General features: G+C 27.5%; 20 protein-coding genes and 1 pseudogene. 4 read left to right on the top strand and 17 right to left on the bottom strand.

Annotation, left to right across the window (positions count from 1 at the left end; all coding sequences use genetic code 11):
* Window positions 1-14 precede the first annotated feature (14 nt).
* From hemB to ACRDDY_RS11680, 10 genes are all read right to left on the bottom strand, one after another.
* Window positions 15-980, bottom strand: coding sequence for a porphobilinogen synthase (gene hemB / locus ACRDDY_RS11725; RefSeq protein ID WP_438565129.1), 966 nt, complete (start codon window positions 978-980; stop codon window positions 15-17).
* A gap of 16 nt (window positions 981-996) precedes the next feature.
* Entirely contained in the window at window positions 997-2,460 is a 1,464-nt protein-coding gene (gene cobA, locus ACRDDY_RS11720) for a uroporphyrinogen-III C-methyltransferase (protein WP_438565128.1), read from the bottom strand.
* Window positions 2,461-2,469: 9 nt separating this feature from the next.
* Entirely contained in the window at window positions 2,470-3,339 is an 870-nt protein-coding gene (gene hemC, locus ACRDDY_RS11715; protein ID WP_438565127.1) for a hydroxymethylbilane synthase, read from the bottom strand.
* A 13-nt stretch (window positions 3,340-3,352) separates the two neighbouring features.
* On the bottom strand, window positions 3,353-3,985 hold the full coding sequence (locus tag ACRDDY_RS11710) for an NAD(P)-dependent oxidoreductase (protein ID WP_438565126.1): 633 nt from the start codon (window positions 3,983-3,985) through the stop codon (window positions 3,353-3,355).
* A complete protein-coding gene (gene hemA / locus ACRDDY_RS11705; RefSeq protein WP_438565125.1) occupies window positions 3,952-5,142 on the bottom strand; it encodes a glutamyl-tRNA reductase in 1,191 nt (396 codons plus the stop codon). Before hemA ends, ACRDDY_RS11710 begins: the two co-directional genes overlap by 34 nt.
* A 183-nt stretch (window positions 5,143-5,325) precedes the next feature.
* The gene (asrC, locus tag ACRDDY_RS11700; RefSeq protein ID WP_438565124.1) at window positions 5,326-6,306 is read right to left on the bottom strand and encodes a sulfite reductase subunit C; all 981 of its coding nucleotides are present in this window, start codon (window positions 6,304-6,306) and stop codon (window positions 5,326-5,328) included.
* Between the two features lie 19 nt (window positions 6,307-6,325).
* Window positions 6,326-7,126 carry an anaerobic sulfite reductase subunit AsrB gene (gene asrB, locus ACRDDY_RS11695; protein ID WP_438565123.1) on the bottom strand — a complete coding sequence of 267 codons (801 nt, stop codon included), beginning with the start codon at window positions 7,124-7,126 and terminating at the stop codon, window positions 6,326-6,328.
* Window positions 7,119-8,135 (bottom strand): anaerobic sulfite reductase subunit AsrA, encoded by a 1,017-nt coding sequence (gene asrA / locus ACRDDY_RS11690; protein ID WP_438565122.1) that lies wholly within the window; start codon window positions 8,133-8,135, stop codon window positions 7,119-7,121. Before asrA ends, asrB begins: the two co-directional genes overlap by 8 nt.
* A gap of 96 nt (window positions 8,136-8,231) precedes the next feature.
* Entirely contained in the window at window positions 8,232-8,915 is a 684-nt protein-coding gene (locus ACRDDY_RS11685) for a Crp/Fnr family transcriptional regulator (RefSeq protein ID WP_438565121.1), read from the bottom strand.
* 152 nt (window positions 8,916-9,067) lie between these two features.
* Window positions 9,068-9,844, bottom strand: coding sequence for a formate/nitrite transporter family protein (locus tag ACRDDY_RS11680; RefSeq protein ID WP_438565120.1), 777 nt, complete (start codon window positions 9,842-9,844; stop codon window positions 9,068-9,070).
* Window positions 9,845-9,988: 144 nt separating this feature from the next.
* On the opposite strand from ACRDDY_RS11680, the gene ACRDDY_RS11675 reads away from it, so the two are divergent.
* Both ACRDDY_RS11675 and ACRDDY_RS11670 read left to right on the top strand, forming a co-directional pair.
* Entirely contained in the window at window positions 9,989-10,600 is a 612-nt protein-coding gene (locus ACRDDY_RS11675; protein WP_438565119.1) for an undecaprenyl diphosphate synthase family protein, read from the top strand.
* 5 nt (window positions 10,601-10,605) lie between these two features.
* Complete coding sequence (locus tag ACRDDY_RS11670) at window positions 10,606-12,060, top strand: phytoene desaturase family protein (RefSeq protein ID WP_438565118.1); 1,455 nt, start codon at window positions 10,606-10,608, stop codon at window positions 12,058-12,060.
* A gap of 14 nt (window positions 12,061-12,074) precedes the next feature.
* Here ACRDDY_RS11670 and ACRDDY_RS11665 read toward each other — a convergent pair whose 3' ends face one another.
* The 6 genes and pseudogenes from ACRDDY_RS11665 to metA form a co-directional block, all read right to left on the bottom strand.
* On the bottom strand, window positions 12,075-13,487 hold the full coding sequence (locus tag ACRDDY_RS11665; protein WP_438565117.1) for an ATP-binding protein: 1,413 nt from the start codon (window positions 13,485-13,487) through the stop codon (window positions 12,075-12,077).
* Window positions 13,471-14,169 (bottom strand): response regulator transcription factor, encoded by a 699-nt coding sequence (locus ACRDDY_RS11660; protein WP_438565116.1) that lies wholly within the window; start codon window positions 14,167-14,169, stop codon window positions 13,471-13,473. The genes ACRDDY_RS11665 and ACRDDY_RS11660 overlap by 17 nt, the downstream gene beginning before the upstream one ends.
* Window positions 14,170-14,253: 84 nt before the next feature.
* Window positions 14,254-15,606, bottom strand: a complete 1,353-nt coding sequence (locus ACRDDY_RS11655; RefSeq protein WP_438565115.1) for a sodium-dependent transporter — start codon at window positions 15,604-15,606, stop codon at window positions 14,254-14,256.
* Window positions 15,607-15,783: 177 nt separating this feature from the next.
* Entirely contained in the window at window positions 15,784-15,921 is a 138-nt protein-coding gene (locus tag ACRDDY_RS11650; protein WP_438543774.1) for a hypothetical protein, read from the bottom strand.
* A gap of 257 nt (window positions 15,922-16,178) precedes the next feature.
* Window positions 16,179-16,376 (bottom strand): annotated as a pseudogene (locus ACRDDY_RS11645) (hypothetical protein); the annotation flags it as partial.
* Between the two features lie 9 nt (window positions 16,377-16,385).
* Window positions 16,386-17,306, bottom strand: coding sequence for a homoserine O-acetyltransferase MetA (gene metA, locus ACRDDY_RS11640; RefSeq protein WP_438565114.1), 921 nt, complete (start codon window positions 17,304-17,306; stop codon window positions 16,386-16,388).
* A gap of 154 nt (window positions 17,307-17,460) precedes the next feature.
* Between metA and ACRDDY_RS11635 the strand changes: the two genes are divergently transcribed.
* The gene (locus ACRDDY_RS11635; protein ID WP_438565113.1) at window positions 17,461-18,396 is read left to right on the top strand and encodes a lactonase family protein; all 936 of its coding nucleotides are present in this window, start codon (window positions 17,461-17,463) and stop codon (window positions 18,394-18,396) included.
* Between the two features lie 19 nt (window positions 18,397-18,415).
* On the opposite strand, the gene ACRDDY_RS11630 is transcribed toward ACRDDY_RS11635, so the two are convergent.
* On the bottom strand, window positions 18,416-18,964 hold the full coding sequence (locus ACRDDY_RS11630) for a TVP38/TMEM64 family protein (RefSeq protein ID WP_438565112.1): 549 nt from the start codon (window positions 18,962-18,964) through the stop codon (window positions 18,416-18,418).
* A 252-nt stretch (window positions 18,965-19,216) separates the two neighbouring features.
* Here ACRDDY_RS11630 and ACRDDY_RS11625 point away from each other — a divergent pair.
* Window positions 19,217-21,168 (top strand): hypothetical protein (locus ACRDDY_RS11625; RefSeq protein ID WP_438565111.1); only part of this gene is annotated, 1,952 nt, incomplete at its 3' end.

Raw genomic sequence — 21,168 nt, 5'->3', positions numbered from 1 at the left:
ACCATTCTCCTTGTCTATTTATTTAAAATTCTACTAGCTTCTAATGCATGATACGTTATTATTATATCAGCGCCTGCTCTTTTCATAGATGTTAAAGTTTCAATAATTACTCTTTCTTCATCTATTAATCCCATACTACCTGCTGATTTTATCATTGCATATTCTCCACTAACATTATAAGCTGCAACAGGAAGATCTACTCTATCACGTACTTCTCTTATTATATCTAAATATGAAAGAGCTGGTTTAACCATTACAATATCTGCTCCCTCTTCTATATCTTCTTTTACTTCTCTAATAGCTTCTAATCTATTTGCTGGATCCATTTGATAAGTTTTTCTATCTCCAAAGCTTGGCGCTGAATTTGCAGCTTCTCTAAATGGGCCATAATATGCTGAACAATATTTAGCTGAATAGCTCATAATAGGAATATTAATAAATCCATTATTATCTAATATTTCTCTTATAGCTCTAACTCTTCCATCCATCATATCAGATGGTGCTATTATATCAGCTCCAGCTTTTGCATGAGATAATGCTATCTTTTCTAAATACTCTAATGTTTTATCATTATCTACATATTCTCCATCTAAAATTCCACAATGTCCATGACTTGTATATTCACACATACAAACGTCTGTAACTACTAAAATATCTTTATTTAATTCTTTTATTTTACGTACTGCCTTTTGAACTATTCCATCTTCATTAAAAGCTTCACTACCGCAACAATCTTTATGTTCTGGAATTCCAAATACCATTATTCCTTTAACACCTAAGCTAGCTACTTCTTCTATAACTTCATTTAATCTATCTACTGAATAATGATATATTCCCCTTAAAGATGATATTTCTGATTTTATATTTTCTCCTTCAACTACAAATATAGGAAAAATAAAGTCTGATGGTGAAAGAGTTGTTTCTCTAACTAAACTTCTCATGCTTTCATTTATTCTTAATCTTCTTCCTCTTTTTAACATTCAAAACACGTCCTTTTTATATTAAATTTACTATTTCTTTTAAGAATCCTTCTTCAGAATGAGTTCTACACATAACATTTTCTATGTTATTCATATCTAAGGCTTCTTTTGTCTTTGGTCCTATAGCTATAGCTTTCTTTTCTTTTAATTTTTCAAGACCTATAAGTTCTATCATATTAAATACTGTAGTAGGACTTGTATATAATACATAATCAACCTCTTCAAAGGCCCTATCATCAAAAAGATTTCCACGTACAGTATCATAAATATTTACTCTATCTACTACTGCTCCAAGGTCTCTAACTTTTTCTTCTAAAAAGTTTCTTGCTTTTAATGATGTAGGAATTAAAACTCTATCATCTTTTGATATTAACTCTTTAATTTCCTCATAAAGACCTTCTGCTATAAACGTTCTAGCAGTTTTCTTTGGAACTATTCCTCTTTTTAATAAAGCTTTTTTAGTTGCCTTTCCTACTGCATGAAAGTCTCCTCTTATATTTCTTATATCATATTGTTTTTTTATTAAATATTCAAAAAACTCATTTACTCCATTAACTGATGTGAAAAGTATATGATTATATCCTTCTAATATATCTAAATATTGATCTAAGTTTTCACTCATACTTTTAACTTTTATAGAGTTTATCTCTGTTACATATGCACCTAAATCTTTTAAATTAGCTTTTAAGTTAGAAGATTGCTCCTTACTTCTTGTTATACATATATTTTTAGAGAACAATGGCTTTTTAATAAACCAATCTAATTTATTACTTAAAGAAACAACTTCTCCAATTGCTATAATACATGGAGACTCTAAATTATTTTCTTTAGCTAACGCTCCTATATTTTCTAATCTTCCTATAACTTTCTTTTGTTTTGCTGATGTACCTTTCATAACTACTGCACTTTTAGTATTTTTATCTTTTCCATACTTTATAAGTTCATTAGTTATAATATCTATATTTTCAAGTCCCATCATAAACACTAATGTTCCATTTTCCTTTGCTAAAGCTTCAAAGTTTACATTTAAGCTTTTAGCGGACATTCCTGTTACTATATGAAAGCTTTGTGCTAAACCTCTATGTGTTATTGGAATACCTGCATAGTTTAAAACAGATACCGGTGATGTAACTCCTGGTACTACTTCAAACTCTAATCCTTCTTCTAAAAGAGCTAATGCTTCTTCTCCACCACGCCCAAACACGTAAGGGTCTCCCCCTTTTATTCTTCCTACTATATGACCTTCTTTAACAAGTTTTACTAAAAGTTCATTTATTTCTTCTTGTTTCATTGAATGGGCATTTGGTTTTTTTCCACAATAATACGTTTCGCAAGTCTCATTTAAAAAATTTAAAACATTTGTTGAAACTAATCTATCATAAACTACTGCTGTACATTTTTCTAAAACTCTTTTTCCTTTTAAAGTTAAAAGTTCTTCATCTAAAGGTCCTGCTCCAATTAAATATGCTTTTCCTACCATTTTTTTCACCTATCCTTTTAAAATTTCTTCTGCTAAAATTTTTCCTAAGTCAATATTTTCTTCCTTCTTACCTTTTATATCTTTTATAATAAGATTTCCATTTACTTTAAATGTTCCTTTTAAATAAAGTTCATCTCCTATTACTTCTGAGTATATTCCAATTAAACTATGACAATCTCCTTGAAGTCTTCTCATAAAGCTTCTTTCAGCTTCTACTCTAAGTCTAACTTCTTTATTATCTAGCTTTCTTAAAGTTTCTATTTCTTCAAAATCTTTAAGACATTCTATTCCAAGTGCACCTTGACCTACTGCTGGTAAAAATTCTTTAGGATCAAAATATTCTGTTATAATATGCTCCATATTAAGCCTTTTAAGACCTGCTGCAGCTAAAATTATTCCATCTAATCCTTGCTCTTCCATTTTTTTAAGTCTTGTTTGTACATTTCCTCTTATAGGGATAGCTTCTAAATCTGGTCTCATTCTCTTAAGCATTTCTATTCTTCTTATACTTGATGTTCCTATCTTTCCTCCACTCTTTATATCTTTTAGAAGAGTTCCATTGGATACTAATACATCTCTTATGTCTTCTCTATCTGGCATTGCTACAAGAGTAAAATCATCTTCTAACTTATAAGGTACATCTTTCATACTATGAACTGCTAAATGTGTTCTCTTATCTAAAAGTGCATATTCAATTTCCTTTATAAATAACCCTTTTCCACCTATCTTATTTAATGCTACATCAAGTCTTCTATCTCCTTCTGTAACCATTAAAAACTTTTCACCTTCTATATTAAGTTTTTCTTTTAATAACTTAATAACATAATCTGCTTGAACTTGTGCTAAAATTGATTTTCTTGTTCCTACTATATACTTCATATTTTCACCTATCTTAAATTATATTTTCAAAAAACATTTTTAAAATATAATCCCCTTTTCCTTTATCAAACATATATTTAAAATCATTACTATGAATAAAATCTAATATTTCTTTTTTATCTTCTCTAACCTTTATCCTATTTCTAATATTACTTGTATATTCTATAAAAAGGTCTAATCCTTCTACTTCATCTCTTAATGTTTCTCGTAAATAAACTGAGCCCTTTGGATTTTTATTTTTAGTATTAAGTCCTATATTTATATTCTTTGTACTTATTGTTGTTTGAATTATAAAATCTCCATTTAATCCTTCTGTTCCATTTAAATACAATTTATCTAACGCTTCACAATCTTCCATTATAGTTTTTAAAACTTCCTTATTATCTATACAAATAATAACTAATTTATATCCTTTTAAATAATCTTTATTATATCTATCCTTTATTTTAGTTACTTCCTTTATCTCTTCTATTTCCTTAATAAAATTTTCACTAAGAACTGTAACATTTGCCTTTGTTTTAACAAGATTTTTAAGCTTTATAAAACTACCTCTGCCACCACCTATAACTAAAACTTTTACTCTTTTGCTTAAAACTCCTATATTTAAATATTCTAAAGAAAAATCTTCTCTAGTATTTTTAAGCATTCCTTTTCCCTACCTTTCAAAGTCTCTTCTTTTAAAACTTCTATGGCACGACTTGCATAAGTATTCCCCATACTTTCTATCATTTTTTTAACTATCTTTTCTTCTTTATTAGTTTTCCTTATATATGTACCATATCTTTTATCTACTTCATATTTTTCTTTTTTTCTTATCTCTTTTATAACTGGTCCAATTGCCTTTATTTTAAGCCATTCTTTATATTCGTTTATATATTTATCTATTATAAACTCATATTCTCCCATTCTCTCTTTTCTAAGTTCCTTATTTTTATCATCTATCTTACTTATATTATCAATGTTTAAAATAGAAAATCTTTTATTTTCATAAAGTTTTAAATCCACATCTCTTGGAAGTGCTAGGTCAAAAATCTGTATCTTTTTTCCTTCCATATTTAAATCATTATATTTAACAACTGGATGTGGTGCTGATGTACAGGATATTATGGCATCCATTTCATTTATAACTTTATTTTTTTCTTCAAAGTTCAATACAGTAATACGTCTATCTTCTACTTGAACTTTATTTTTATTCCTAACTATAATATAAACTTCTCTTATATTTTTATGTGATAAAAGATTTTTAACAACAAGGCTCCCTACATCACCGTATCCTAAAACCATTATTTTCTCTAATTCATCATCAATACATTTATTAACACTTATTGATGCAGATGAAACTGGTATTTCATAAAGTTTTGCCTCATACCTAAATCTCTTCCCACAAGTTATAGCCTCTGTAAAAAGTCTTAAAAGTTTATCCTTTATTAATTTTTTTTCTAAACTATAAGCGTATGCATTTTTTATTTGTCCTAAAATTTGATCTTCTCCCAATATTTTAGAATGAAAGCCACATATAACTCTAAATAAATGATTTATAACAACATCTCCTTTTGCTATAAATATATACTCCATATAGGCTTTATCAAAATCAAAAGCCTCAAAAATTTTTTTTAATATTTCTTTATCCTCTAAAAACTGATTAAAATAAATTTCTGTTCTATTACAAGTACTTAATACTATGATTTCATCTATTTCTTTTTTTAATATTTCTAAAGCTTTTTCACGTCTTTTATTATTTATAGAAAATTTTTCTCTTATCTCTAAAGGTGTTTCTTTTTTAATACCAATTAATCCTATCATAGTCATCTCTCTTCTTATCCATTTTACTTTTATATATATTTTACCATATTTTAAGAAAGTAATTTTATTCTTTATCTATATATCATATATAAGTTCTATCTATATTAAAACATATTTTTTTTAACTTTTTATTAATAAAAAAAAACTTCCTAAAGAGAATTTCTCTTTTCGGAAGTTTTTCTTTTAATAATTTTGTGTATTTGGATATTTTATTCCACTCCAGTATACATTATTTTTAACCATAGCCTTATCACTTAATGTAACTCCTTCAAGAGCCCATTTTTTCCACTCCATAAAACCTGTTCTATCTATAATATATCCTATATGTTCTTTTCCTTCTGGAGCATCTTTAGCTATAAACTCTTTAACAAATTTATATGTGTTTAAAATTATTTTTACAATACTTTCTTCATCAGCCCAAATTAAGAAGTCTTCTCCAAGTCTAGGGTTTTTCTTTCCTGTTCTTCCCATTATAGATAATCTATAATATCTTTCTTTACTTCTTGTCCAAGCTCTTGTAGGACATTCAACTACACATTGCCCACATCCTATACACTTCATAGGATCTCTTACAATTTTATAGTTTTCCATAGTTAAAGCCCCAGTTGCTTTCTTTTTACAAGCTTTAACACATGCATTACAGCTTATACATCTATCATACTCATATTGTGGTTCTGTCATTCCTATTATACCAAAATCATGCATTCTAGCTTTAATACAGTCATTTGGACATCCTGTTAATGCAATCTTGAAGTGTAAATCATTTGGAAAGATTTCTTTTTCAATTTTCTTTGCAAAGTCCGTAGTATTATAGTTACCAAAAGGACAAACTTTATTTCCAATACATGCAGATACATTTCTTGTTCCTGCCGCTGAATATCCTGTTCCTTCTTGAACTTGATTTATTTCTAATCCTTCAATTACTTCTTGAAGCATTTCATTTACTTTATCTACATTTTCCATTTTAATTCCTGGAATTTCAAATCCTTGTCTAGTTGTCATATGAAGGCTTCCGTCACCATACTTTTCTGAAATTTCAGCAACTCTCTTTAAATATTTTGCTTCAATACGCCCTCCAGGAACTCTTACTCTTGAAGCTGTAATTCCTCTTTCTTTTGTATATCTAAAAGCATTCTTTTTTAATTTTTTTAAATTTATATCCACAGTCTTTCCCTCCAAACAACTAATCTATTAGATTTTTACCTTTTGTGTAGTTAAATACTGGTCCATCTAAGCAAATATATGTATCATCCATTTTACAATGTCCACACTTACCTATTCCACAACACATTTTTCTTTCTTGAGAAATCCAGATATTTTCTTCCTTCACTCCTCTTTTTAAGAATTCTAAAACTGTAAACTTCATCATCATAGGAGGTCCTACAACTATAACCTCTACATTATCCATATCTTTTATTTCTAATTCTGGTATATATTTAGTTACAAGTCCTGTATGCCCTTTATATCCTTCTTCTGCTGAATCAACAGTTACTATTAAGTTGTCTAATTCTGTTTCCCATGCTTTTAAATCTTCCTTAAAAAGAGCATCTTTTGGAGATTTAAATCCAACTATTAAAGTTGCTTTCTCTATTTCATCTTTATTCTTAGCAAAATAATCCACAACTCCTCTTACTGGTGAAAGACCTGTTCCTCCTGCTACAACTATAAGATCTTTTCCTTTATAGTCCTCTAAATCAAAACCATTTCCGTATGGTCCTCTCATGAATAGTTTATCGCCAGTATAATTTTTAAATACTTCCTCTGTAACTTTCCCTACTTTTCTTATAGTTAAATCCACAAAATTCTCTCCAAGCCCACTTACTGATATTGGAGCTTCTCCATACTTTGGAATTGATACTTCAAAGAATTGCCCTGGTTTAACATTTCCACCTGTATACTCCATTCTAAATGTATATTCTATATCTGTGTGTTCTACCACTTCTAATATTTCTGATACATATGGTATATATTCATTTTTATTCATTTGAAGTCACCTCTTCCATAGCTTTTCTTAATTTATTTACCGAACCTGGCATACTAATATATTGTGGACATACATCATCACATCTTCCACATCCTGTACACATATGATATCCCCATCTTTTCTTGTAATCATATACTTTATGCATTACTTTAAATCTCATTTTTTCACCATTAAGTTTTCTAAACTCATGACCACCTGCCATGCTAGTAAATCCTGGAACTTGACATGAAGCCCAAACTCTTCTTCTCTCTCCAGCTTTTTTATTATCTTTATAGAAAATATCTTGCATTGAATAACAAGTACATGTAGGACATACAAAGTTACATCTTCCACAAGCTATGCATCTTTCATTATATTCATTCCACATTGTAGATTTAAAAATCCTTGTATCTATATTATCTGGAATATCTACACTTATTTTATTTGATGTAACAAACTCTTTTACAACTTCACATTCAGCATTTTCAAGACTTGCCACAACATTTTTTATATCTTCATCTTTAATATCTAAGTAAACAAAATCTTCATCTACTTTTATGTATGCATCATAGTTATCAGTTTTATTAGTTTCCATTGAAACACAGAAACAATTTTCAAAACTACTTGGACATCCCATAACTATAAATTTTGCTTTTTCTCTTATTCTTTTATAATATACATCTTCAAATCCATTATTTAAATATATGTCATCAAATCTTTTCACAGCATGCATATCACAACTTCTAAGTATTATAACTGGTATATGTGCATCACCCTTAGCCTCTTTAAACTCATCTTCAGTAAAGAAAAATAAAGTTTGAGTTACTGGTGTTATTATTTCTTTTGCTGAAAATTCTGATTTTTTATCAAAAACTATTTCTGATATATCATTAATTTCTCCATATCTTATAACGTCTACTTCTGAAAATCTTCCTTCACCTTCAAAAACCTTTGGTGCAAAAACTTTAATATTAGGTCCTAAACTTTTTATTAAGTTATTTACATCTTCTCTTCTTAATTGAATTCCCATAACAAAACTCCTTCCAAATTTAAACACATAAAACATCAATTATGCTTTCTATGAACTTATTATATTATTTTAACAATCTTTGTACTGTAATTTTCGTCACACTCCTTTGAAATATTCTGACAATTTAGCTCTATCAACTACTATAATTTCCTTGTTATCCTTTATAATTAGCCCACTTTTCACTAATGCATTAATTCCTCTTGAAACTGTTTCTCTTGGCATCCCAAACATTTCTGATAAATAAGTAACACTTATTTTGATATTTATTCTACAACCTCTTTCTTCCATAACTCCATAATCTTTAGATAATTTCCAAAGTTTAGCAGCTAGTCTTTTTTCTATTTTTAAAGGTGTAGAATTTTTTATTTGTCTATATGTACGTCTAAGTTTTTTGCTAAGTCCTGTTAACACTAATTTAGTTAAATCAAAATCACTTTCCATAATATCTAGAAAATCAAATTTATTTATACTTATAAGTTCACAGTTTTCAAAGACCTCACAACTAACTGATGCTGGTAAATCATCAATTAAAACCTCATTTAATATTTCATTTTCTCCTAGTATAAATATTATTTTTTTATAAGAGCTTTCTGAAAATTTATATAAGGCAACTTTTCCACTAACTAATATATAAATATTATTTGTTACTTCTTTATCTCTAAAAATATGGTCTCCCTTTTTCACCTTAATTATGTCTCCATAAAGACTTAATTTCATTAAAGTGCTTTTTTTCAAATTTTTAAAATCCTCTAACTTTTTAATAATTTCTATATTAACCACCCTAAATCCCTCCTATCTATTTATTTTCAATAAATTCTCTTCCTTATATATATTTAAAATTTATACCTACAATTATAACATTATCTATCCTACTTCACCTTTATTTCAAATATGAAAAAGGTGTTAACAATACTGTTAACACCAATCATTATCTATTTTACAACTTTTGTTTTTGAAATTAAATAATATGGATATCCTACAAATAACGCTCCACCTATAATATTTCCTATAGTTGCAAAAACTATATTCATCACAGCGCCATTTAGTGACATAAGACTACTATGCTCACCTAAAAGTCCCATAGTAAATAAAGACATATTTGCAACACTATGCTCAAAGCCACTAGTTATAAAAACAAGTATACAAAGAGTTATTACAAGTATCTTAGCCGTTTCATCCTTCATTTTTATATAGCACCATACTCCAAGACATACTAATATATTACAAAGAATACCACGAACTAGTATTTGCTCCATAGGAACATTTATTTTACTCATTGCACCTTCTACTATATATTCAGAAACTATTCCTTTATTTAATCCTGATAATTGAAATAACACTGCTATAATTATCGAACCTATTAAATTTCCTAAATAACAAAAACTCCATATTTTTAGAACATCTTTTTTAGTAACCTGTCCTTCAAAACATCCAACTGCCATAACAAAATTATTTCCTGTAAAAAGTTCTGACCCTGCAAACATAACTAAAACTAAAGCTGTTGAAAAAACTAATCCCATAATTAGCTTTGTTGCAGGTGAATGATGCTCATTAAATTTTGCCCCTACTGTATATGCAAGTATTATTGCCACTCCTACAAAAAGACCTGCAAGAGCTGCTGCCATTATGTACGCCTTTTTATTATCTTCTAAAAAATCCCTCTTCTTTTTCGATCCCTCTACGACCTTATACAAATCTCCACTATACATATTTAAAATTCCCCCTCAAAAAATCTCACCCTCTTAATATACACACTTTATTCATAATATTCAATATTTATATTTCTTTTTTAGGATAAAATTTCTCTTTTTGCTAATAATAATTCTATCTTAAAAATGAAAGGAGATTTTTTTATGAGATTACCAAACCATATCGGAATAATTCCTGATGGAAATAGACGTTTTGCAGAATCTTTAGGCTTAACAAAAGATCTAGGATATCTTCATGGAATTTTACCTGGGCTTACACTTTTTAAACAATGCCAAAATTTAAATATAAAAGAAATAACTTTCTATGGTTTTACCTTAGATAATACAAAGCGTCCTTCTAAACAAAAAGAAGCTTTCATAGATGCTTGTATCAAATCAGTACACCTTATCTCAAAAGAAAATGCTGAAATACTTGTATTAGGAAATACTAATTCTAAAAACTTTCCAAAAGAACTTTTACCTTTTACTAAACGTAAAGTTTGTGGAACTGGAGGTATTAAGGTTAATTTTTTAATTAATTATGGTTGGGAATGGGATTTATCAAAAAACTTAAAATCTATTTATTCCTCTGATATTTCAAGAATAGATTTAATTATACGTTGGGGTGGAAGACGTCGCCTTAGTGGTTTTTTACCTATCCAATCAGTTTATTCAGACTTCTATATAATAGATGACTTCTGGCCTAACTTCAAAGAAACTCATCTTTTTGAAGCTCTAAATTGGTATAATACGCAAGACGTTACATTAGGAGGATAAAATTTATGAAAACTGCTATTGTAATTGGTGCTGGAATTTCTGGTCTTTCTTCAGCACTTCGCCTCCAAAGTAAAGGTTATTCTGTCACTATACTTGAAAAAAATAATTTCATAGGTGGAAAAACATGTCTTATAAAAAATAACTTCTCTACATTTAACTTAACTGCAACTATCCCTATGTTATTTGAATGTTATGAAGAACTTTTTAAAGATATTGGTGAAAATATTTTTGACTACATAAATATTCTAAATTTTGATTCAACTTTTAAAGCATTTTTTACTGAAAGTAAATCAATTACTTTTCATACCTCATTAATAAATCTTTCTAGAGATTTTACTAATGATGATTTTGAAGAGTATTTAGATATAGTTATTGATGCTAAGAATAAGTACTCTAGGCTTCAAGATAATTTTCTTAAGGTACCTTCTCTTTCTTTAAGAAAACTTTCAAGCCTCTCTTTTCTTCATCCATTAAAAAGTTCATATTCTTACTTTAAAAATAATCTTTCAAATTCAAATCTAATAAATGCCTTAGCTTTTCAAAGTATGTTTATCGGGATGTCCCCTTTTGAAAGTTCTAGTATTTTCTCTATTTTACCTTTAATAAATATTACTAAAGGATTAGTTAATATTTATGGTGGTATTTCAAGTTTTGTTAAAGGACTTCATAAAGTTTTTTTAAAGCGCGGTGGCAATATAATTTTAAATTCTGAAGTTACTAAATTAACCTTCACTAAAAATACTTGTACTGGTGTATTATTAAAAGATTCTACAATTTTAAATAGTGATGTTACTTTTTTATGTTGTGATTTTCCTTATGCACTTAAAAATTTACTTCCTTATAAGCTTACTAAAAAAACTTTTCCCTTCTCACAATATGAGAAAGATGACTTAACTATTGGTACATTTATTTTATATTTATCTATAAAAAAAGATTTTAAAAATTTAAATACTCACAATATACTTATTAATAAGGATTTTTCAACTAATATTAAAGAACTTTTCAATGGTAAACTTTCTAAGAATCCATCATTATACATTTATAAGGATTCTATCAATAATGATATAACTAATTTAAATATTCTTATGAGAGTTCCAAATCTTTTTTATTTAAATGAAACCTTTTGGAATAATTCAAATATTACAAAATTAAATAATTTAATAATTACAACTTTAGAAGACTTCTTTAAAATGAGAGGATTATCTAGTCTTATTATATCCTCTAGAAACTTTACTCCATTGTCTTTAAGGAATAGTTTTAATTCATATGGTGGCGCTTCTTATGGTCTTATGCCTACACTTTCAAAGTTAGATTTTTTGAGACCTCAATCATCTATAAAAAATATAAACTCTTTATATTTTGCTGGTGATTCTATTCACCCTGGTGCTGGTATTTCTAATGTTTTAATCTCTTCTAAAATTGCAGTAAATACTTTTATGCACGATTTAGAAAAAAAATAGAGCTTTGAATTTTATCAAAGCTCTATTTTAAAGAATGCACCTTTCTCTTTATCAAGAAGTATTATACTCCCCTGATGATTTTCAATTATTTTTTTAGTTATTGAAAGACCAAGACCTGTTCCACCATCTGTTCTTCTACTTTCATCTCCACGAACAAATTCATCAAAGAGACTTTCTCTTATCTTTTCTGGAACTCCTACTCCATCATCTCCTATTATTATTTCTATTTCATTTTCTTTCTCTTTAAGACTTACATAAATATTCTTACCATTTTCATTATATTTAAGGGAATTTTCAATTAAATTACTTAAAGCTCTTTTAAATAGCTTTACATCAATTTTTCTCTTTATAACCTTTTCTGGAATATCTATATGAAGTTCTATATTATTCTCTTCAAATTCCTCATAGTAAAGAGCTACTACTGTTCTTAATAACTCACATATGTCTACGCTTAAAAAATTAAATTTAAAACTATTATTTTCAAGTTTTACAAATTCAAAAAGATCTTCTATAAGTTCACTTACCCTTTCACTTTTCTTATAGATAGTATCATAATACTGTTTTTTCTTTTCCTCACTTGTAAGCATTCCTTCACTAAGAGCTGCTGAATAACTTTTTATTGTTGTCATAGGTGTTTTTATATCATGTGATAAATCAAGAAGTAACTTATTTTTAGATTTTTCAAGCCTTCTATTTTCCTCTTCACTTTCATTTAACTTATCAATTAAATAATTTAAAGTATCACGAACACCCTCAAATTCCTCTTCGCCATTAAAATGTATCTTTTCACTATAGTTTCCATTGATAATACTAATAAGAGCATTATCAATTTCTATTAATGGTTTTTTTAGTTTTCTTGCAGTATAAAGACTATATAAAATTATACAAAGAATCGATGCTCCAGCTGCAATTAAAATTACTTTTGCATATTCTTTATAAAATGGTTTTCCTACACTAAAAGGAACTTTAAAAAGATTTAAACTAAATCTTATTTTATCCTTTGGTATTCTTAAAAGACAATAATATTCTTGATTATCTTTATCCTTTACCATATTCATAAGAATCTCATAGTTTCCTTCTTCTTTTCTTGTTGCAAGCTCTAAAAGTTGCTCTTTTGTATAATCTTTACTTTCATCTGGAATCTTTCCATACCTTCTAACTACTTGTCCTTGCATATTTATAATTTCCATCTCACCATTAAGTTCTTTTAATTCTTTTGTATTTATAGTCGTGTAGTCTACGTATTCACCTGAAATTATATTTACTAATGGCAAACTATTTTTTTCAATAACTTTTGGTAATTCTAATGCAATATAAAGATATGCTGCTGAACATATAATTCCAAGTATTATTACAAAATATATATATCTTTTAAATATAGATACAACAAGCTTTTCTCTTCTTTTTCTTTTAAATATTCTTTTCAAATCTATATCCTAGCCCTCTTATTGTTTTTAAGTATTTAGCTCCTTTTCCTTTATCTTCAATTTTATCTCTAAGTCTACTTATATGAACCATTATAGTATTATCTCCTCCTAAGAAACTTTCATTCCAAACTTCTTCAAAAATTTGATTTTTAGTCAATACTCTACCTGGATTTTCCATAAAGTACTTTAATATTCTATATTCAATAGACGTAAGTTCTAAGTCTTCCCCTCTAAACCTTACTTTCACATTATATTTATCTAATTCTAATTCCCCAATTTTTATAATTTCTCTTTCCTTAGACTCGCTATCTGTAAGTTTATATCCTCGTCTTATTTGTGCTTTTACTCTTGCAACTAATTCTAATGGGTTAAATGGTTTTCCTATATAATCATCTGCACCATAATCTAGTCCTTGAATTTTTTCATCATCTGAACTTTTTGCAGATAATAAGATTATAGGCATATTTGATTCTTTTCTTATTTCTTTTAATACTCTATATCCGTCAATTTTTGGCATCATAATATCTATAATTGCTAAATCTATTTTTTCTTTTTTAGCTATATTCAATGCTTCTACTCCATCTTTAGCTTTTATTGTTTTAAATCCTTCTTTATTTAAGTAAAGTTCTACTACATCTAAAATTTCTTTTTCATCATCGCATAACAATATATTATAATCCATCTATATTCATCCCCATAATCTTAATTATTAAAAAGAATCCATAATTTTTATGGATTCTTCTTTTTCTAAATTATATCATATTATTTATATAAATGTCTTTACGAAAACTATTACTATTAATATTGGCGTTATATATTTTAATATAAATAATAAGTTATTTACTAGCTTTTCATTTCCTAATGTTCCATTATTAGTAAGAGTTTTTACAACTGTTTTTTTAGCTACAAAATGTCCAACTAATATAGTTACTAATAATCCATTTATAGGTAATAGTAATGTAGATGTAACTTTATCAAATAGATCAAAAAAACTATATCCTAATATATTAACATGTCCTAAAACTCCTTCTGGACTAGCAGATAAAGCAGCTAGTGCTCCAAATACTACAATAATAATTACATTTATAGTTATTGCCTTTTTAAGTGATATCTTAAACTCCTCTGTAAATGTAGCTATAATAACTTGAACCATTGATATAGTTGCCATTGTAGCTGCCATTGCCGTTAAGAAAAAGAATAATATAGCTAAAATATTTCCTCCTGGCATTTTAGAAAAAACTAAAGGCACTGTATTAAATAAAAGTCCTGGACCTTGAGACGGTTCCATTCCAAATGAAAATACTGCTGGAAATATAGCAAGACCTGCTATAATTGAAACAAAAGTATCTGCAAATGCAACTTTAGCTCCTGTTTTAATTAAATTATTATCATCTGTAAAATAACTACTATATGTATACATAGAACCTGTACCAACAGATAATTTAAAGAAAGCAAGTCCAAGTGCTGCTAAAACCATTCCTATACTTACCTTTGAAAAATCTGGCTTTAATAAAAATGAAACCCCTTCCATTGCATTTTCTAAAGTCAAACTTCTAACTGCACAAACAAGAAGTAATACTACTAAAACTGGCATAAAAAACTTTGTTAGTTTTTCAATTCCACTTTTAACACCAAGTCCTAAAATAAGTCCTACTACAACTAAAACTATTAATTGCCAAAACATAGGCCCCATAGGTCCCTTACTCACATCATTAAACATAGTACTAGCACTTTCTGCTGTTATTCCCTTAAATCCTCCATTTAAAGCTTTAAAGAAATAAAGATATACCCATCCTGCAACTACTGTATAGAAAAATAACATTAAGTAAGATGAAATAATCCCAAGTATCCCTATAACTTTAAATCTCTTCTTTTCAGTTATATTAGATACTGCACCATAAATATTCTTCCTAGTAGTTCTTCCTACAACAAATTCACTTATAAGCGTTGGAATTCCAATAATAAGGATACATAAAATATAAACAATAATAAATGCTGCCCCACCATTTTCACCAACAACAAAAGGAAACATCCATATGTTCCCAAGCCCTACAGCAGAGCTAAGCGCAACTAGAAACGCTGCAATACCAGAGGAAAACTCCTCCCTCTTCTTCTCCATCACAATCCCCCCTTTAAATAATATACTTTTGATTATATAACCACATTAACATAAATTTCAACATTTATTTACTATTTAGTATTATTTTTAACCTATTTTTAATATGTGATTGCTTAGAACAAAAAAATACTACAACCTTGTTTAAGCAGTAGTACTTTTTCATATATTTCAAAAAAATTATTTTACTATAACTTTTTTCTCTCCACATAATACATCTTCATTCCAATCAAATTTTATAACATCGTTTAAGGCTTCTTTTGAGGAAATCACTTTCGAGTTTTTCTTTTCTCTAAGTTCTTTAAGGTTTAATTTCATTTTTCTCCCTCCTAAAACTATTTATATTTAATATTATTTCCATAATAACTTCTAACTATTCATTCTTTTTACTAATCTCTCTATTAGCTAACCACACTAATCCATACATCAAAATAATTACCCATAAATATCTCATTCCTTATCTCCTATTTAACACTTTTTTATCATCTATGAATTTTCCATTATATGCTTTAATAATTTTTTTGGCGATGGATTAGTAAAATTTTTAGAATTTAATAATTTGACTAATTCTTTGATAGGCTAAAATATGCACCCATACTACATGCAAACAAATTAATATTCTTCCATTGTTTTTTTACATAATTCATAACTAAGCTAAGTTCATTCACGCACTCTTGGACTTTACATAATTCTTTATCTTTTTTTCGTTCCCCATACTCTGGTAAGTCAAAACTAATCACTTTAACTAAAAAGTCCTTGCAATTCTCCTTAATTTTTCATTTTTAATTTTTAATTTCTCCAATATCAAATGGTGTATTTTGATAAACACAGTAATTCAGCCAATTACTAAATATCACATTAGCTGTTCCTCTCCATCTAACGGGAAGGATTTCATCTATTTTTTTATCTTTAAAATAGTTTTCTGGCATTTTTATATCTAAGCCTTTTTCTATATCTCTTATATATTCATTTCTTAATGTATCTTTTTCATATTCTAAATGCCCTGTTATAAAAATCTTTCTATAATCTAAATCACTTACTATAAAAATCCCTGCTTCTTTTGACTCTGAAAGAATTTTTAAATTTTTATTTTTTAAAATACTTTCTTTGCATACTTCTGTATGCCTTGAATGTGGTGCATAAAATACATCATCTAATCCTCTTAAAAGCATATTGTTTTTTTCTACTTCATAATGCTTAAATATTCCAAACCTTTTATCTTCCAATATTTTTTTCTCTATTCGATAATGATAATATAATCCAGCTTGGGCCCCCCAACATATATGCAGTGTTGATTGTACATTTTTACTACTCCACTCCATTATTTCTTTTAATTCTTCCCAATAGGCTACCTCTTCAAACTCCATTTGTTCAACTGGTGCTCCCGTTATTACTAATCCATCAAATTTTTCTTCCTTTATATCTTTAAAATAAGAGTAAAATTTATCTAAATGATCTTTTGATGTATTTTGTGATTTATAGCTTTCAGTTTGAATAAGTTTTATATCTACTTGAAGTGGTGTATTTGATAAATGCCTTAAAAGTTGATTTTCCGTATCTATTTTCATTGGCATTAAGTTTAAAACTCCTATTTTAAGTGGTCTTATATCCTGTGTTTCTGCTCTTTCTTTATTTATAACAAAAATATTTTCTTTAGTTAATACATTATAAGCTGGTAAATCCCTTGGTATTTTTAATGGCATATTATCTCCCCCTTTATATTATTTATTAAATCACATTTGTATAAAAAAGGAAAATTTATTTTTATGCCATTTTAAGGTATAATATAATTATAAATTAGACTTTTATTTAGGTAGAACTACCTATTTATATAAATTTTAGGAGGAATTTTTTTTTATGGATTCACACTTTTTAATTGGTACTTATACAAAAAAATATAGTAAAGGGCTCTATTTTCTAACTATAGATGAAAAGGGAGAAGGTTTTTTCACTAAAGCATTTCATCTTAATAATCCTACTTACCTTGATGTATGCAACAACCTTTTAGTAAGTTCTCATGGAGATAAACATTCTGGTGGTGTTGTACTTTTTAAGCTTGAAAATGAAACTTTAATACCTCTTGATAAATCTGATAATTTCTCTTGCTCTCCTTGTTTTGTAAGTCTTTATAAAGACTTCATCTTAGCCTCTAATTATCATGATGGCTTATTTATTCTCTATAAAATAAATCCTGATTTTTCTTTAGCTATTGTAAAAAAAATAAATATTCTAAATAGTCATCTTCACTATTCATCTGTTTATAATAATAAATTATTTTTAGTTGATATGAATAATTCTGATATATATATTTATGATTTTAACTCATTAGACTTAATAAAAACTCTTTCTTTAGATAAAAACTCTAAGCCTAGACATTTAGTTTTTAAAGATAACTTTATGTATGTTTTAACTGAAGGAAGTAATAATATTATTTTAATAGATATAAATACTTTTGAAATTTTAAAAGAGTATTCACCACTTGGTGATTCAGAAATTTTTGAAGCTTCAGCTATCCATATTCATAATGGAATTTTATACACTGCTGAAAGAAAAACAAATACTATCTCTATTTTCAAAATTTTAGAAGATGATACTTTATCTTTAATTCAAAACTTTAATCATCCTTCTATTAATGTTCCTAGAGACTTTGGAGTATCTAAAAATAATAGACTTATTTGTTGTAACAGTTTAAAAGATTCTCTTTCTGTTTTCATCTTGAATAAAGATGGTTCAATTAATAATTTTCTAAATGAAATTCCATTGCCTGAACCTGTTTGTATTAAAGAAATCTAGATTCTAAAAAGGGGAGGCTCTACGCTCCCCTATATTTTTTTATAGTTTTATATATTAAGTATACTCCACATATTCCTAATATAGCTTGTATTCCTTTAGCACCTGATGAAAGAACACCATAACTTACAAGAACCTCTAACCCTATTGATGGAATTTTCCCAATACATGTAGCTAAAGTATATCTAAAATCATCTATACTACTTAAGCTTGCAGCAAGAGTTACTATCCCTGATGGTACAAAAGGAATTATCCTTCCTTCTAATATAAGCAATGCACATTTATTTCCACTACTATTTTTTATTTTATCTAAAACCTTATATTTAGAAAACTTTTCTTCTATGCCTTTCTTTAATCCTTTTTTATAAACTCTAAAGCTAACATAATTTCCTACTGTTTCCCCAAGTAAAGAAATTAAAAAACCTAAAAATGGCCCAAAAAATACTATATTTGCACCAGTTACAAAAACTGATGGTACTATTCCCAATATAGCTATTATAACACTTATAAAAACACTTATAAAAATAGCAAATTCTTGATATGTATTCAATAACTTTAGTATCTCGTTCAATCATCTATACCCCTTTTTTTTATTTACCATTTCTATTATAACTGTTTACATAAAACTTTAAAAGAATCTATTTTATTTACTATTAAATATATCACTTCTCTTTACTATGCTCTTTTTATAAAGCATATCTAATATTAGACCTTCTACTTAAATTTAGAATAAAATCTGTCGAAACTAATCACTCCTCCTCTATATTTTCCATACTATATTCTATATAAATAATTTATTTAAATTTTTACGGAGGTTTATTTTATGGACGATAAATTAATTTTAAACATTTCAAAGGTTAATCCCAAAAGCTTAGATATTGAATTAAGTCACTTCTCTTCAGATATGACATTCATTATTTATAATAGTGATAAAACTTTTTCTGAAGAACTCCTAGTTACTTCCAACTCTATAAATTTAAATCCAAATATTAAAACTTTATGCATTAATATTGATGAAGAAAGTATTGAACTAGAAAATCATCTCTTAAAATCTAATATTGAATATCTATTAGAGATTTCTATAAATGATACTGTTATAGATTCTTCTAATGTATTATTTTCTAATTATCCAGCTCCAATTCAACCTATAGTAAAAACTTATGGAAATAGACTTATACAAATTCAGTTTGAATATCCAATAAAACACTTAATTGATAAAACAACTCAAACATCTGGTTTTGCCCCTGGTGGTGCTTTAGCCAATTTCTATATTAAATATTTCAATTCTGATGTCGATCAAGGAACTAAGCCTACACCTACATGGCCTGGTTATCTTATAGTTGATGTTGGTTTAGATATTGAACCATTTAATGCAACTATAAGCAATGATTTACGAAGTCTTTTAATTCAATCAAATATTAAGTCATTACCAATTGGAAATCATCGTCTACAAGTTGCTACTAGTAAAATTGCTGATCACAGTTTATCTGGAAATCATTTAACTGATTTTTTAAATAGAGATGTTCCTATATCTGAAATTGATTTTATGTTAACAGCATCTCAATATAGTGCAACAGTTGAAACATTAACAGTTATTGATCCTCAAACTGTTGAAGTTAAATTTAGTAGTCCAGTTCTTGATTCATTTGGTATAATTACTGTTGAGTCTGTAGCATCACCACAACGTGCTGCATCTCATGTTTCTTCCGAAGTTCAGAGAAAACGTGACACTTTAGATACTTTAATATTTAAAATGGATTCTAACACATTTATTTCAGCTGGCCCTAATTCAGTTATTGTATCAGATGTTGTAGATTGCTATGGATTAATCGTTAATTCTTTTAAGTATGAAGCTAATCTAGAATTACCTTCTCCTGAGTTATTATCTGTATTACAAGATAAAACATCTCTATCTGAAACAGAAACTAAATTAGATATTATTTTTTCTCACTCTATGAACCAAGCATCCCTTGAAATTAAAGGTAACTATTTCATTACTAAAAAAGATTCTACATTTTTAATTCCAGTTAAAAATATTATCTTTAATCCAAATTTTCCAACACAAGCAAGTATAATCTTAGAACCTCAACTTTCATCTGGAATTTATACTCTACGTGTTGAAAATCTAATTGATATTTATGGTTCAGATTTAATCAATAATATAAAAGATTTTAGTATTATTGATATTACAAAACCATCAGTAATTTCAATTTTAGGAACTGCTAAAGAATCACCTACTGACTTAAATGATAGTATTTTAATTAAGTTCTCTGAATATATGGCCACAGATAACGTCCATGGAATTAATAATGGAATTAATTTTAAACTTTCGCCTAATAGAGTAAATTTCACTTCACTTGAATCAGCAAAAGCAACATTATTCAAAAATAACTCTTGGGTTAGATTCAATTTAAATGAAAAAGTATTACTTTCTGCTACACCTACTGCAGAATCTCTTCTTAGAATTGGATATATTTCATTAGACAAAGTTTTCTATGTTACAGATGTATCTGGAAATATCGTAGAATTTTGTGATACTATGAAAGTTTCAAAACTTCTTCCTATCTTAAATCTTGATGGTGGAAGTGCATCAATTACTGAAAGTAATCAAATAACATTTACTCTTTCTAACTCATTAGATCCTGATGAAATGTTTGATGATAAAGCATTTGCAGAAGATTTCATTTTTACAGCTACTAACTTAACTGAACCTTTAATCCCTTCAATAGTTTCTGTTTCTGATGATTTAAAAAGTTTAATCTTCACATTTGTAGG

Source organism: Clostridium sp. (assembly GCF_051656525.1).
Classification (GTDB): Bacteria; Bacillota; Clostridia; order Clostridiales; family Clostridiaceae; genus Clostridium.
The sequence above is the reverse complement of the archived record's forward strand: the minus strand, read 5'-3'. Positions and strand labels throughout refer to the sequence as shown.

Excerpts from the sequence above, each read along its gene's own strand:
- hemC (WP_438565127.1), bottom strand. The coding sequence starts at position 3,339 with ATGAAGTATATAGTAGGAACAAGAAAATCAATTTTAGCACAAGTTCAA.
- asrA (WP_438565122.1), bottom strand. The coding sequence starts at position 8,135 with ATGGGAATTCAATTAAGAAGAGAAGATGTAAATAACTTAATAAAAAGT.
- hemB (WP_438565129.1), bottom strand. The coding sequence starts at position 980 with ATGTTAAAAAGAGGAAGAAGATTAAGAATAAATGAAAGCATGAGAAGT.
- ACRDDY_RS11660 (WP_438565116.1), bottom strand. The coding sequence starts at position 14,169 with ATGGATTATAATATATTGTTATGCGATGATGAAAAAGAAATTTTAGAT.
- ACRDDY_RS11680 (WP_438565120.1), bottom strand. The coding sequence starts at position 9,844 with ATGTATAGTGGAGATTTGTATAAGGTCGTAGAGGGATCGAAAAAGAAG.
- ACRDDY_RS11655 (WP_438565115.1), bottom strand. The coding sequence starts at position 15,606 with ATGGAGAAGAAGAGGGAGGAGTTTTCCTCTGGTATTGCAGCGTTTCTA.
- asrB (WP_438565123.1), bottom strand. The coding sequence starts at position 7,126 with ATGAATAAAAATGAATATATACCATATGTATCAGAAATATTAGAAGTG.
- metA (WP_438565114.1), bottom strand. The coding sequence starts at position 17,306 with ATGCCATTAAAAATACCAAGGGATTTACCAGCTTATAATGTATTAACT.
- hemA (WP_438565125.1), bottom strand. The coding sequence starts at position 5,142 with ATGATAGGATTAATTGGTATTAAAAAAGAAACACCTTTAGAGATAAGA.
- ACRDDY_RS11635 (WP_438565113.1), top strand. The coding sequence starts at position 17,461 with ATGGATTCACACTTTTTAATTGGTACTTATACAAAAAAATATAGTAAA.
- ACRDDY_RS11670 (WP_438565118.1), top strand. The coding sequence starts at position 10,606 with ATGAAAACTGCTATTGTAATTGGTGCTGGAATTTCTGGTCTTTCTTCA.
- ACRDDY_RS11710 (WP_438565126.1), bottom strand. The coding sequence starts at position 3,985 with ATGCTTAAAAATACTAGAGAAGATTTTTCTTTAGAATATTTAAATATA.
- ACRDDY_RS11675 (WP_438565119.1), top strand. The coding sequence starts at position 9,989 with ATGAGATTACCAAACCATATCGGAATAATTCCTGATGGAAATAGACGT.
- ACRDDY_RS11650 (WP_438543774.1), bottom strand. The coding sequence starts at position 15,921 with ATGAAATTAAACCTTAAAGAACTTAGAGAAAAGAAAAACTCGAAAGTG.
- cobA (WP_438565128.1), bottom strand. The coding sequence starts at position 2,460 with ATGGTAGGAAAAGCATATTTAATTGGAGCAGGACCTTTAGATGAAGAA.